General features: G+C 72.2%; 12 protein-coding genes. 7 read left to right on the top strand and 5 right to left on the bottom strand.

Going from position 1 to position 13,503, the window contains the following annotated elements; all coding sequences use genetic code 11:
* Positions 1–464 precede the first annotated feature (464 nt).
* Entirely contained in the window at positions 465–1,739 is a 1,275-nt protein-coding gene (locus IEY20_RS02895; protein WP_022903147.1) for an ammonium transporter, read from the bottom strand.
* 278 nt (positions 1,740–2,017) lie between these two features.
* Positions 2,018–3,064, bottom strand: coding sequence for a cell division protein ZapE (gene zapE / locus IEY20_RS02900; RefSeq protein ID WP_175327753.1), 1,047 nt, complete (start codon positions 3,062–3,064; stop codon positions 2,018–2,020).
* A gap of 113 nt (positions 3,065–3,177) precedes the next feature.
* Here zapE and IEY20_RS02905 point away from each other — a divergent pair, with 113 nt between their 5' ends.
* Positions 3,178–4,089: a sulfurtransferase gene (locus tag IEY20_RS02905; protein ID WP_175327752.1), complete on the top strand. Its 912-nt coding sequence runs from the start codon at positions 3,178–3,180 to the stop codon at positions 4,087–4,089.
* Entirely contained in the window at positions 4,086–4,571 is a 486-nt protein-coding gene (locus IEY20_RS02910; RefSeq protein WP_022903144.1) for a SufE family protein, read from the top strand. The genes IEY20_RS02905 and IEY20_RS02910 overlap by 4 nt, the downstream gene beginning before the upstream one ends.
* 57 nt (positions 4,572–4,628) lie before the next feature.
* Here IEY20_RS02910 and IEY20_RS02915 read toward each other — a convergent pair whose 3' ends face one another.
* Positions 4,629–5,732 carry an alpha/beta hydrolase family protein gene (locus IEY20_RS02915; protein WP_175327751.1) on the bottom strand — a complete coding sequence of 368 codons (1,104 nt, stop codon included), beginning with the start codon at positions 5,730–5,732 and terminating at the stop codon, positions 4,629–4,631.
* A 144-nt stretch (positions 5,733–5,876) separates the two neighbouring features.
* Between IEY20_RS02915 and IEY20_RS02920 the strand changes: the two genes are divergently transcribed.
* From IEY20_RS02920 to IEY20_RS02940, 5 genes are all read left to right on the top strand, one after another.
* Positions 5,877–6,461 carry a DUF3000 domain-containing protein gene (locus tag IEY20_RS02920; RefSeq protein ID WP_175327750.1) on the top strand — a complete coding sequence of 195 codons (585 nt, stop codon included), beginning with the start codon at positions 5,877–5,879 and terminating at the stop codon, positions 6,459–6,461.
* Positions 6,454–7,698 (top strand): HRDC domain-containing protein, encoded by a 1,245-nt coding sequence (locus tag IEY20_RS02925; RefSeq protein WP_175327749.1) that lies wholly within the window; start codon positions 6,454–6,456, stop codon positions 7,696–7,698. Before IEY20_RS02920 ends, IEY20_RS02925 begins: the two co-directional genes overlap by 8 nt.
* A 126-nt stretch (positions 7,699–7,824) precedes the next feature.
* Positions 7,825–9,036, top strand: coding sequence for a thiolase family protein (locus IEY20_RS02930; protein ID WP_022902430.1), 1,212 nt, complete (start codon positions 7,825–7,827; stop codon positions 9,034–9,036).
* A gap of 2 nt (positions 9,037–9,038) precedes the next feature.
* Positions 9,039–11,177 (top strand): 3-hydroxyacyl-CoA dehydrogenase NAD-binding domain-containing protein, encoded by a 2,139-nt coding sequence (locus IEY20_RS02935; RefSeq protein ID WP_022902431.1) that lies wholly within the window; start codon positions 9,039–9,041, stop codon positions 11,175–11,177.
* Positions 11,178–11,228: 51 nt separating this feature from the next.
* On the top strand, positions 11,229–11,381 hold the full coding sequence (locus IEY20_RS02940; protein ID WP_175327748.1) for a hypothetical protein: 153 nt from the start codon (positions 11,229–11,231) through the stop codon (positions 11,379–11,381).
* 3 nt (positions 11,382–11,384) lie between these two features.
* On the opposite strand, the gene IEY20_RS02945 is transcribed toward IEY20_RS02940, so the two are convergent.
* Both IEY20_RS02945 and dxs read right to left on the bottom strand, forming a co-directional pair.
* Positions 11,385–11,543, bottom strand: coding sequence for a hypothetical protein (locus tag IEY20_RS02945; protein WP_175327747.1), 159 nt, complete (start codon positions 11,541–11,543; stop codon positions 11,385–11,387).
* On the bottom strand, positions 11,540–13,480 hold the full coding sequence (gene dxs, locus IEY20_RS02950; RefSeq protein WP_175327746.1) for a 1-deoxy-D-xylulose-5-phosphate synthase: 1,941 nt from the start codon (positions 13,478–13,480) through the stop codon (positions 11,540–11,542). Before dxs ends, IEY20_RS02945 begins: the two co-directional genes overlap by 4 nt.
* Positions 13,481–13,503: the final 23 nt, after the last annotated feature.

The following is a 13,503-nucleotide window of genomic DNA, read 5'->3' on the forward strand; positions in this document are numbered from 1 at the left end:
TCCGTCGCCCCTTGCAGACGCCGACGGTTGCACCCGACCACCCGCGACACCGCCGATGTCGCACCACGACGACACCGTCGTCTCGAGTCCGCACCCGCACACCCGCACCCCCTCGCACGCGCCGGCAGCGGCACGCGACCACCCGCGACATCGCCGCTGTCGTACGACAACAGCCCTGTCGCCCGTTGCACTCGCCGGCAGTTGCACGCGACCACCAGCGACGCCGCCGCTGTCGTACGACGACGAGACCGTCGTCCCGAGTCCGCACCCGCACCCCCGCGCACGCGCCGGCAGCGGCACCCGACCACCTGCGACATCGCCGCTGTCGTACGACAACAGCCCTGTCGTCCCGAGTCCCCACCCACGCGACGCGCCCTCCGCACACGCCGACGGGCCCCGCGCCTGCTGTGTGCGCGGGGCCCGTCGGGCGGGAGGAAGAGCGGGGAGAGCGGGGAGACCCCGAGCTACCGGACGGAGACCGGGGTCTCGTCGCGCTCCTCGTAGAGGACGTAGCCCTCTTCACCGTGGACCGCGGTGTCGATGCCGGCGACCTCGTCCTCGGTCTTCACGCGGAAGCCGATCGTCTTCTCGATGATCCAGCCGATCGCGAATGCCAGGACGAAGGAGTACAGGCCGACGGCACCGGCCGCGGCAGCCTGCTTGCCGAGCTGCGCGAACGAGCCGGAGTAGATCAGGCCGGTGTCGTTGGCGAAGAAGCCGAGGTACAGCGTGCCGAAGATGCCGCCGACGAGGTGGACGCCCACGACATCGAGCGAGTCGTCGAAGCCGAGCTTGTACTTCCAGTCGATCGCGAAGCAGCAGACGATGCCGGCGAGGAAGCCGAGCAGGATGCCCCAGCCCGGGGTCAGGGCGGCACAGGCCGGGGTGATCGCGACGAGGCCCGTGACGGCACCCGAGGCGGCACCGACGGAGGTGGCCTTGCCGTCCTTGAGCTTCTCGACGAGCAGCCAGCCGAGGATCGCGGCGGCCGGAGCGGCGAGCGTGTTCACCCAGGCGATCGACGCGATGCCGTCAGCAGCGCCCTCGGACCCGGCGTTGAACCCGAACCAACCGAACCAGAGGATCGCCGCACCGAGGAGCACGAACGGCGGGTTGTGCGGCTTGTGCGCACCCTTGGCGAAGCCGACGCGCTTGCCGAGGACGAGCGCCAGGGCGAGACCCGCGGCACCGGCGTTGATGTGCACCGCGGTGCCGCCGGCGAAGTCGATGACGCCCCAGTACGGAGCCCATCCGGAGGTGAGGTTGAACACCCACGAGGCGACCGGGAAGTAGACCACGGTGACCCAGATGCCGGCGAAGAGCATCCACGCGCCGAACTTGGCGCGGTCGGCGATGGCGCCGGAGATCAGGGCGACGGTGATGATCGCGAACGTGGCCTGGAAGCCGACGAACGCCATCGACGGGTACGCGGCGTTGATCGTCGAGGCCTTGGCCTCCTCGAACGCCTGGCCGAGGCCGATGAGGTTCCAGTCGATGCTGAAGAACCCGACGATGCCGCTGACCGCCGTGTGCGGTCCGGTGTTCGCGAAGGCGATCGCGTAGCCGTACAGCACCCAGAGGACGCTCACGAGCGCGATCGCGCCGAACGACATCATCATCATGCTGATGACGGACTTGGCCTTCACCAGACCGCCGTAGAAGAAGGCCAGGCCGGGTGTCATGAACAACACCAGCGCCGCCATGACCAACACGAAGGTCGTGTTGCCCTGATCAAGCATCTGTTCACCTCTCGATTGCACGAACGGCTCTTGGACCGCCTCGGGTGCTGTCGAGTTTGGCGAGGTGCTGTTTCACCGATGAGCACGAACTGTTTCGCGGATGTAACGCGATGACGCGGCGTGTGAACGTTGTGTTTCGTCGTGCGGCGCATCCGCTGGACGCGCGCCACGACTCCCCTGCGACCGTCTGGACGGTCGCTTCGCAGCGTGGTGCGTGCCGGCCTGGAGGCACGGTGCGGGCCCGCCCCGCGCCTCCCGTCCGGCGCCCGGTCGCGCCGTCAGGCCGCGCGCGTCAGCGCCACCACGCGCGATGCCGCGCGGAGGTACTTCTTCCGGTAGCCCCCGTCGAGCATCGACTGCGGGTACACCGCGTCGAGCGGGGTGCCCGACGCGACGATCCGCACCTGCGCGTCGTACAGCCGGTCGACGAGCGCGACCCAGCGCAGCGCGTCGGTCTGGTCCGTGAAGGGCCGGGCGTCGGTGAGCCCGACCGCGTCGAGCCCCTCCACGAGCGCGACGTACTTCGAGGGGTGCACGGTGCCGAGGTGCGCGACGACGGCGTCGAAGTCGTCGAGCGTGACGGCACCGGCTGGCAGCGCCGCGGCGACGTCGGGCACCACCGCGGCGGACTCGTCGACCGCGCGCCGGCGGTAGTCGAGACCGTCGATCCGGAGGGTGTCGAACCGGTCGGACATCGCCTGGATCTCGCGGAGGAAGTCCTGCGCCGCGAAGCGCCCCTCGCCGAGCGCCCCCGGCGGGGTGTTCGACGTGGCGGCGAACCGCGTGCCGGTCTCGGAGAGCTCCTTGATGAGCCGCGTCATCATCATCGTGTCGCCCGGGTCGTCGAGCTCGAACTCGTCGATGCACACGAGGGCGGTCCCGCGGAGGAGGTCCACCGTGCCCTGGAACCCGAGCGCACCGACGAGCGCGGTGTACTCGATGAAGGTGCCGAACGTCTTCCGACCGGACGCCGCGTGGTAGGCCGCCGCGAGCAGGTGGGTCTTGCCGACGCCGAACCCGCCGTCGAGGTAGACGCCCGACTTCGCACCGGCCTCGGGCGCGGCGCTCCGGCGTCGGCCGAACAGCCCGCGTCGGGGTGCGGCGGCGCCGGCACCGGACGCGACGAAGGCGGCGACGGTGTCGCGGACCTCGGCCTGCGACGGGTAGTCGGGGTCCGGCCGGTAGGACTCGAAGGACGCGTCGGCGAACTGCGGCGGCGGGACGAGCGCCGCGGCCATCTGCTGCGGGGTCACCTGCGGGTCGCGGTCGACGAGGTGGCTCGGCGCCGAGGCGTGTTCAGGCAAGGACGGCCCTCCGGGAAGCATGTCGTGCGGTGCAACGTTGCGGCTGGAGCACGGTACGTCCGCGTACCGTTGCCCACAGGCACCGAGGACCGATCCTAGTCCGGTGCCCGTCCACCACCTGGAGGTACCCAGCCATGACCGCACCGGTCGACCCGTCCGCGAAGTTCGCCGCCTACGCCCACCCGGAGCGCCTCGTCTCCACCGAGTGGCTCCAGGAGCAGCTCGACGCCGGGGTCGGCGCGCCGGACCTCGTCGTCGTCGAGTCCGACGAGGACGTCCTGCTCTACGAGACCGGGCACGTCCCCGGCTCCGTGAAGATCGACTGGCACACCGACCTCAACGACCCGGTGCAGCGCGACTACATCGACGGCGAGGCCTTCGCCCGCCTGCTCGGCGGCAAGGGGATCGCCCGCGACACCACGGTCGTCATCTACGGCGACAAGAACAACTGGTGGGCGGCCTACGCCCTCTGGGTCTTCACGCTCTTCGGTCACGAGGACGTCCGTCTGCTCGACGGCGGCCGGGCGAAGTGGATCGCCGAGGACCGCGCCCTCACGACCGACCGAACCGAGGTCACCCCGGTCGAGTACCCGGTCGTCGAGCGCCACGACGAGCCGGTCCGCGCGTTCAAGGAGGACGTCCTCGCCCACCTCGGCAAGCCCCTCATCGACGTGCGCAGCGCCCCGGAGTACTCCGGTGAGCGGACCACCGCGCCGGACTACCCCGAAGAGGGCGCCCTCCGCGGCGGTCACGTGCCGACCGCGGTGAACATCCCCTGGGCGACCGCGGCGGCTCCGGACGGCACCTTCAAGGACCGTGCGGAGCTCGACGCGATCTACCGCGACGGCGCCGGCATCGGTGACGCCGACGAGGTGATCGCCTACTGCCGCATCGGTGAGCGGTCGAGCCACACCTGGTTCGTGCTGCAGCACCTCCTCGGCTACGGGAACGTCCGCAACTACGACGGGTCGTGGACCGAGTGGGGCAGCGCGGTGCGCGTCCCGATCGTCCAGGGCTCCGAGCCCGGGGCGGCCCCGACCCGATGAGCGACGACACCGCCGCACTGCCCGCCACCCTCGCGGACATCCGGGACGACTTCCTCGAGCTGGGCCAGCAGGACCGCCTCCAGCTGCTCCTGGAGTTCTCCGACGAGCTCCCGGCGCTGCCCGAGCGGCTGCAGGGGCACGAGGAGGAGCTCGAGCGCGTCGAGGAGTGCCAGTCCCCCGTGTTCATCACGGTGACGGTCGGCGCGGACGGCGACGCACCGGACGTGGTCCGCATGCACGCGACCGCGCCGCGCGAGGCACCCACCACCCGCGGCTTCGCGTCCATCCTCGCGCAGGGACTGTCGGGTCTCACCGTCGACGAGGTCCTGGCCGTCCCCGCCGACTACCCGCTGACGATCGGGCTCTCCGAAGCGGTCAGCCCGCTGCGGATCCGCGGGATGGTCGGGATGCTCGGCCGGGTGCAGCGGCAGGTTCGCGCGCTGGCCGCCGAGCGGCGCGGGGGCACAGCGCCGGCGGACTGACGGACGGGAGGCCCGTGGCGGATCCGCCACGGGCCTCCCGTCCGTCCTCGGTCGCGTCTACGACGCGCGGGCCGCGCCCTGGTGCTGCACCACCTCGGTGAGCCACGCGAGGATGCGCGCGTCGAACCAGTCGGCGTCGTGGTTCCAGAGCTTCGTGTGCCGGGCCGTGTGCTGCACCTCGAGCCGGACGAGGTCCGGCCGGGCGCGCGCGAGGTCGTGCGAGGCCGAGGACGGGACGAAGCCGTCGTCGTCGCTGTGCAGCAGCAGGATCGGGACGTGCAACTCGTCCGCCCGCGCGACCATGTCGAGCTCGCGCAGGTCCACCGGCGCCCGCAACCCGGCCACCCGGTGCAGCACGGGCGCGCGGAGGACCCACTGCGCGACCTTCCGGACCGCCTTCGGCAGCCGGAGCAGCTGGCCCTGCGACTTCAGCACGGCGTGCCAGTCGACCACCGGCGACTCGAGGACGACCCCGTCGACGAGGTGCGCCGACGACGACCGGAGCAGGGTCTGCAGGACGACCGCGCCGCCCATCGACCAGCCCATCAGGACGACGCTCGAGGCACCCTCGCCGGCGACCCACCGCAGCGCGGCGTCGACGTCCTCCCACTCGGTGCTGCCGAGGCCGTACCGGCCGTCGACGCTCCGCGGGGCGACCCCGTCGTTGCGCCACGACGCCAGCAGGACGGAGTAGCCCGCGGCCCGGAACACCGGGAGGGCACGGATCGTCTCGGCCCGGGTGACTCCGCGGCCGTGCACGAGCACCGCCCACGGGGCCTCCGGGTCGTCGGCACGGACGACCCACGCGGGGGCCGGGCCGTTCGGGGTCGGGACGTCGACGTCCTCGACCGGGACGTCGAGCTCGCCCGGCGTGAGGTAGAACCACCCGCCCCAGCGACCACGACGGGCGTTCGTCGGGTCACCGGCGTCGATCGCGATGATCCGTCGTGTGACGGTGGTGTCGGTGGTCCCGAGGACCTCGCCGACGCGCATGTGGCCGGTGCCGGCGCCGAACCAGAGGCTGTAGCGCCCCTGCAGCTCGGTGTCGGCCGTCCGCTCGACCGTGACGGTGCGTGCCTGGGGGTCGACCGCGAGGATGGGGACCCGTTCGACGCGCTTGCGGTCCGGGGTCACGACCGCCCGGGCGACCGCTGCGACCACGCCCCCCGACGGCGGCCGCTCCGACCGCGGCGACGGCCAGCCCGGCGCCGAGCGCCACGACCCCGGCCGACCGGGCCGATCGCTGGAGGGCGTCCTCGGCGGGTCGTGCTGATCCGGGCATGCCCGGGAGCCTAGTCTGCATCCGTGTCCGAATCCCGAGAGCCCGACGCCTTCGCCAGGCTCCGCGCGTTCGTGTCGTCCGACCGGCCGCGCACCGAGACCACCGTCACCGAGATCCCCTCCCCGTCGCGGATCGCGCCGTGGTCGCTGGCCCTCGCCGCCGACGTCTCGGGCGCCGTGCACGGCGTCGACTCCGACCTCGGCACCGGCCGGTTCATCGCCCTGTACGACCCCGAAGAACCGCAGGGCTGGGACGGCGCCTTCCGCATCGTGACCTTCGCGCAGGCCCCGCTCGAACCGGAGATCGGCGTCGACGAGTTCGTCGCCGACGTGACCTGGAGCTGGCTCGTCGACGCGCTCGCGGCGCACGGCGCGACGTACGACCACGCCTCGGGGACGGCCACCAAGATCATCTCGCGCGGGTACGGTGACCTCGCGGCGCAGGGCGACGGCGCGCAGCTCGAGCTGCGGGCGTCGTGGACGCCGCGCGACGAGGACCTCACCGCGCACGTCCGGGCCTGGGAGGACATCGTCGCGATGCTCGCGGGCCTGCCGCCCACCTCGGACGGCGTGACCCTGTTGGCCCCGAGGAGGACCGCACGTGACTGACCCCGCACCTTCCGCGACCTCGCCGTTCGAGGACGGGCACGAGGTCGTCCGGGTCATCGAGTCCCGCGCCGAGTACCAGGCTGCCGTCGCCGCGATCGCCGCGGGACACGGACCCGTCGCGGTCGACGCCGAGCGCGCGAGCGGCTACCGCTACTCCCAGCGCGCGTACCTCATCCAGGTGTTCCGCCGCGGCGCGGGCTCGTTCCTGTTCGACCCGATCGCGATCGGCGACTTCGCCGAGCTGCAGGCCGCCGTCGTCGACGAGGAGTGGCTGTTCCACGCCGCCTCGCAGGACCTGCCGTGCCTCCAGGAGGTCGGGCTCGTCCCCACCCGCATCTTCGACACCGAGCTCGGGGCCCGGATCGCCGGCTTCCCGCGGGTCGGACTCGGCGCGGTCGTCGAGCAGCTGCTCGGGATCACGCTCGCCAAGGCCCACTCCGCCGCCGACTGGTCGACCCGGCCGCTGCCGCAGTCCTGGTTGGTCTACGCCGCGCTGGACGTCGAGCTGCTCCCGGACCTCCGGGACGCCCTCGCCGCGGTGCTCGAGGAGGCCGGGAAGACCCGGATCGCCGCGGAGGAGTTCGCGGCGGTGCTGAACCGTGCGCCGAAGCCGCCGCGCACGGAGCCCTGGCGCCGCCTGTCCGGCATGCACGCGCTCCGCGGCGCCCGAGCGCTCGCGATCGCACGCGCGCTGTGGACCGCCCGTGACGAGTACGCCCGCGAGGCCGACGTCGCCCCGGGCCGGACGATCCCGGACGCCGCGATCGTCGCCGCGGCCGCCGCGAACCCCGCGTCGAAGGGCGAGCTCGCCGGCCTCAAGGCGTTCACCGGCCGGGCCAGCCGCAGCGAGATCGACCGCTGGTGGGCCGCCGTCGAGGCCGGACGCACCACCGAGGACCTCCCGAAGCTCCGCGCCGCCGGCGACCCGTCGCTGCCCCCTCCCCGCGCCTGGGCCGACCGGAACCCCGACGCGGACCGCCGGTACAAGGCAGCCCGCGCCGCCGTGCTCGCGCGCGCCGAGGCCCTGGACCTGCCCGTCGAGAACCTGCTCACCCCGGACACCCTCCGGTCCGTGTCCTGGGAGCCGCCGACGCCGATCGCGACCGAGACCGTCGGTGCCGCCCTCGCCGCGCACGACGCCCGACCGTGGCAGGTCGAGGAGACCGCCTCGATCATCGCGCACGCCTTTGTCGAGGCCGCACAGCAGCCTGCTGCCGAGAGCAACACCGACTCGTAGGAACACCCCAACCGGCATGCGTCCGCCCAGGCTGCGGGCATAGCGTCGGTACCGTCGCCGGGCGCTGCCCGGCCGGTCGGGGCGGAACGTGCCCCGACTCGATCGAAGAGGATCTGGAGGCCCGGATTGCCCAAGGCATCAGACGTCGTGTTCGTGGACGGTGTGCGCACACCGTTCGGACGAGCCGGTGAGAAGGGGGTGTTCTGGAAGACCCGTGCGGACGACCTCGCGGTCCACGCCATGCGCGGCCTGCTCGACCGGAACAGCCAGCTCGACGGTGCGGCGGTCGACGACGTCGCCGTGGCCGCGACCACCCAGCAGGGCGACCAGGGCCTGACCCTCGGCCGCACGGTGGGCATGCTCGCCGGACTCCCGAAGTCGGTGCCGGGCTACGCGATCGACCGCATGTGCGCGGGTGCCATGACGAGCGTCACGACGCTCGCCGGCGCGATCGCGTTCGGTGCGGCCGACGTCGCCATCGCCGGCGGGGTCGAGCACATGGGTCGGCACCCGATGGGCTTCGGCGCCGACGTGAACCCGCGCTTCGTCGCCGAGCGCATGGTCGCGGGTGACGCGCTCGTGATGGGCTCGACCGCCGAGCGCCTGCACGACCGCTTCCCGGCGATCACGAAGGACCGCACCGACGCCTACGCGGTGCAGTCGCAGCAGCGGTACGCAGCGGCCTGGGCCGCCGGCAAGCTCCAGCCCGACGTGGTCCCGGTGGAGGTGAACACCGGCGAGGGCTGGGACATCGTCACGACCGACGAGCCGCCGCGTCCGGGCACCACCCTGGAGGCGCTGGCCGCCCTCCGCACGCCGTTCCGGCCCCACGGACGGGTCACCGCCGGCAACGCGGCCGGCCTGAACGACGGCGCCACCATGAGCCTGCTCGCGTCCGAGGACGGCGCGAAGCAGCACGGCCTGTCGACGAAGATGCGCATGGTCTCGTTCGCGTTCGCGGGCGTCGAGCCCGAGGTGATGGGCGTCGGACCGGTGCCCGCCACGGACAAGGCGCTGCGCAAGGCCGGCCTGACGATCGACGACATCGGGCTGTTCGAGATCAACGAGGCGTTCGCGGTGCAGGTGCTCGCGTTCCTCGACAACTACGGCATCGCGCAGGACTCCCCGAACGTGAATGCCTGGGGCGGCGCCATCGCCGTCGGGCACCCGCTCGCGTCGAGCGGCGTCCGTCTGATGAACCAGCTCGCCGCGCAGTTCGCCGAGCGACCGGACGTCCGGTACGGCATCACGACGATGTGCATCGGGCTCGGCCAGGGCGGCACCGTCATCTGGGAGAACCCGAACTTCAGCAAGAGCGCGGCACGGAAGGCGGCCTGACGATGACCACCACCCCGATCGACCAGCTGACCGAGCTCAGCGCCGACGAGGTCGTCACCCACTCGTACGTCAAGCACGTGCCACTCCCCTCCGGTGGCACGCTGGCGTTGGTCACGCTCGACAACGGCAAGGACTACAAGCGCCCGTCGACCCTCGGTCCGCGCACCATGCGCGAGCTGTCCGACGTGCTCGACACCCTGCGCGCGGCGGCGTCCGCCGGCAGCATCCAGGCGGTCGCGATCACCGGCAAGGAGTACTGCTTCGCCGCGGGCGCCGACCTGTCGCAGGCGGCGGCGCTGCCCTCGCGCGAGGTCGCGCACGAGCTCGGAGCACTCGGGCACGCCACGCTCCGCAAGCTCTCCGACCTGGGTGTGCCGTCGTTCGCGTTCGTGAACGGCATCGCACTCGGCGGCGGGCTCGAGATCGCGCTGCACTGCACCTACCGCGTGTTCTCGTCGGCGGCGCAGGGCATCGGTCTCCCCGAGGTCTTCCTCGGCATCATCCCGGGCTGGGGCGGTGCGACGCTCCTCCCTCGCCTGATCGGACCCGAGAAGGCGCTCCGCGTCATCGTCGAGAACCCGCTCAAGAACAACCGGCTCATGGACGGCAAGGCCGCGGTCGAGCTCGGCATCGGCGACGCGCTGATCCCCTCGGTGACCTTCCTGCCGTCCGCGGTGGCCTGGGCCGACGGCGTCATCAGCGGGCGCGTGTCGGTCAAACGGTCCAACGAGCCGGGCATCCTCGAGAAGGCCGCCTGGGGCACCGTCGTCAAGGTGGCCCGCGGCCAGGTCGCGGCGAAGATCGGCACCGTCCCGAAGTCGCCGTTCCGAGCACTCGACCTCGTGGCCGCCGCCAAGTCGGGCTCCCTCGACGAGCGGTTCGCCGACGAGGACGACGCCCTGGCGGACCTGCTCGCCGGCGACCAGTTCGCCGCATCGATGTACGCGTTCGACCTCGTGCAGAAGCGTGCGAAGAAGCCCGTCGGCGCCCCCGAGGGCGTCGAGGCGAAGAAGATCACGAAGGTCGGCGTCCTCGGCGCCGGACTCATGGCATCGCAGTTCGCGCTGCTCTTCGCCCGTCGTCTCGGCGTGCCCGTGGTCATCACGGACGTGTCGCAGGAGCGCGTCGACGCCGGCGTCGCCCGCATCGGGGACTCGGTGGACGAGATGCTCGCGAAGGGCCGGGTGTCGCCCGACGACGCGAACCGCATCAAGGCGCTCGTCAGCGGGTCGGTCTCGTACGACGCCTTCGCCGACGCCGACTGGGTGATCGAGGCCGTGTTCGAGGAGATGTCCGTCAAGCAGGACGTCCTCCGCAAGATCGAGCAGGTCATCGCCCCCGACGCGATCCTCGCCACGAACACGTCCTCGCTGTCCGTCGCGGAGATGGGTTCGGTGCTCACCGAACCCGCGCGGCTCGTCGGCTTCCACTTCTTCAACCCGGTCGCGGTCATGCCGCTCGTCGAGGTCGTCCGGGCTGAGCACACGTCGGACGAGGCGGTGGCCACGGCCCTCGCCGTCGCGAAGACGCTGAAGAAGACCGCGATCGTCACGGCGGACCAGCCCGGCTTCGTCGTCAACCGGGTGCTCGCCCGGGTTCTCGGCGAGGCGATGCGCGGCGTCGAGGAGGGCACCCCGTTCGAGGTCGTCGCGCAGGGCGCAGCGCCGCTCGGCCTGCCGATGTCGCCGTTCGAGCTGCTCGAGCTCGTCGGCCTGCCCGTCGGCGCGCACGTGCTCGACTCCCACCACGCAGCGTGGCCCGAGCGCTTCTACCCGGGCGACGGCCTGAAGCGGATCGCCGAGCACGGGACGATCCTGACCCGCGACAAGAAGGGCAACGCGACCGGGTACGACCCCGCTGCCGTGAAGCTCGTCGCGCCCGCGAAGAAGGACGCCGAGCCCGTCGACGCCGCGACGATGCAGCAGCGCTTCGAGGACGCCCTCGCCGACGAGGTGCACCGCATGCTCGCGGACGGTGTCGTGCAGCACGTCGAGGAGATCGACCTCGGGCTCATCCTCGGTGCGGGCTACCCGTTCCAGGCCGGTGGCATCAGCCCGTACCTCGACCGCTCCGGTGCCTCGGAGCGCGTCTTCGGCGGCACGTTCCACGACCCGGCGATCGTGGGGCCCGCCTCGCGCTAGCCGGGCGCGTCTCTCTCGCACAACCGAAGTCGCCCCGCACCACGGTTCCCCGTGGTGCGGGGCGACTTCGGTTGTGCGGAGCCGAACTCCACCGCGGACGGCGCCGTGGTCGGACGCCGCACGTCGTTCGCCCTCCGCGCGGAGAGCATCGTCTTCGCGGTGCTCCGCGAGCTGACCGGCGCCGCCGGAGCCGGTCAGCAGTGACCCTCAGACCTCCGCGCGGAGGTCCTCGAACGGCACACGGGACCCGTCGTCCTCGGCCAGAGCAGCACGGTGTGCGCGGAGATCGGCAGCGTCCTCCGTCTGCTGGAGCGGTCCAGGGGCGTCCGGTCCGACGACGCCCACGACCTCGTCGCTGCGCGTCACCGCTCGGCCCCCGCGCTCGACCGCGACCGCGCCGGCTTCGCCTGCGGCACCTTCGTCCCGACCACCTGGTCGATCACGTCCCGCGCGATCGCCTGCGCCGTGAGCCCGACGTCCGCGAGGATCTGCGACCGGGACGCGTGGTCGATGAACTCGTCCGGCAGGCCGAGCTCGTTCACACCGGTGTCGACACCCGCGGCCCGGAGGTCCTGGCGCAACCGCGTCCCGACCCCGCCGACCCGGACTCCGTCCTCGATCGTGATGACGAGCCGGTGCTCGCGCGAGAGATCGATGAGCGACGCCGGGATCGGGACGACCCACCGCGGGTCCACGACCGTCGCGCCGATGCCCTGCGCCTCCAGCAGCGCCGCCGCCTCGAGCGCGACGGGCACCATGGACCCGACGGCGACGAAGAGCACGTCGGGCTCCTGGTCGGACGACGGGGAGCGGAGGACGTCGACGCCGTCGGGCAACCGCCGGAGCGCCGGGATGTCCGGCCCGACCTGTCCCTTGGACCATCGAAGCACCGTGGGCGCGTCGTCGACGGCCACGGCCTCCCGGAACTCCTCGCGCAGGGTGGCGGCGTCGCGCGGGGCGGCGATGCGGATGCCGGGCACGACCTGGAGGAGCGCGAGGTCCCACATGCCGTGGTGCGAGGGGCCGTCCGGGCCGGTGATGCCCGCGCGGTCGAGGACGAACGTGACGCCGGCCTTGTGGAGCGCCACGTCCATGAGCACCTGGTCGAAGGCCCGGTTGAGGAAGGTCGCGTAGAGCGCCACCACGGGGTGCAGCCCGCCGTACGCGAGCCCGGCGGCGGTCGTGACCGCGTGCTGCTCCGCGATCCCGACGTCGATCACCCGGTCGGGGTGCTGCTCCTGGAAGAGGTGGAGCCCGGTCGGCCGGAGCATGGCGGCGGTGATCGCCACGATCTTCTCGTCCGAAGCCCCGATCGACGCCAGCTCAGAGGCGAACACCGACGTCCACGACGGCCCGGACGACACGTCGAGCGACTCCCCCGTCTCCGGGTCGATGTGTCCGACGGCGTGGAACTGGTCCGCCTGGTCGCGGAGCGCCGGCTCGAAGCCGTACCCCTTCTCGGTGATGGCGTGCACGATCGTCGGTGCGCCGTACGCCTTCGCCTGGCGGAGGGCCGCCTCCATCGCACGCTGGTCGTGCCCGTTCACGGGGCCGATGTACTTGATGTCGAGGTTCGAGTAGAGCGCCTCGTTGTTCGTGAAGCGCGAGAGGAACCCGTGCAGCCCGCCCCGCATGCCCCGGTAGAACGCACGCCCCGGCGCGCCGAAGCGGGAGGCCACCGCCTGCGACTTCTCGAACAGCGCACGGTACTCGCGTCGGGTGCGGACCGAACTGAGGAACCGCGCCATCCCGCCGATGGTCGGGGCGTAGGAGCGCCCGTTGTCGTTCACGACGATCACGAGCCGACGGTCGTTGCTGTCCGAGATGTTGTTGAGCGCCTCCCACGTCATCCCGCCGGTCAGGGCGCCGTCGCCCACGACCGCGACGACGGTCCGGTCTGCCTGGCCCGTCCGCTGGAAGGCGCGGGAGATGCCGTCCGCCCAGGACAGCGACGACGACGCGTGCGACGACTCGACGATGTCGTGCTCGGACTCGCTCCGCTGCGGGTAGCCGGCGAGCCCGCCGCGCTCACGGAGCCGCGAGAAGTCCTGTCGGCCGGTGACGAGCTTGTGCACGTACGACTGGTGCCCCGTGTCGAACACGAACGGGTCGTGCGGCGAGTCGAACACGCGGTGCATCGCCAGCGTCAGCTCCACGACGCCGAGGTTCGGCCCGAGGTGCCCGCCCGTCTTGGCGACCTCGGCGACCAGGAACCGCCGGATCTCCGCGGCGAGGTCGGTCATCTGCGTGTCGGACAGACGCTTGAGGTCGCGCGGCGACGTGATGCTCGGAAGCAGGTCCACGGGGCGCTCCTTTCGTGGGACAG

Origin of the sequence: Curtobacterium luteum (assembly GCF_014646995.1) — a bacterium.
Taxonomy (GTDB): Bacteria; Actinomycetota; Actinomycetes; order Actinomycetales; family Microbacteriaceae; genus Curtobacterium; species Curtobacterium luteum.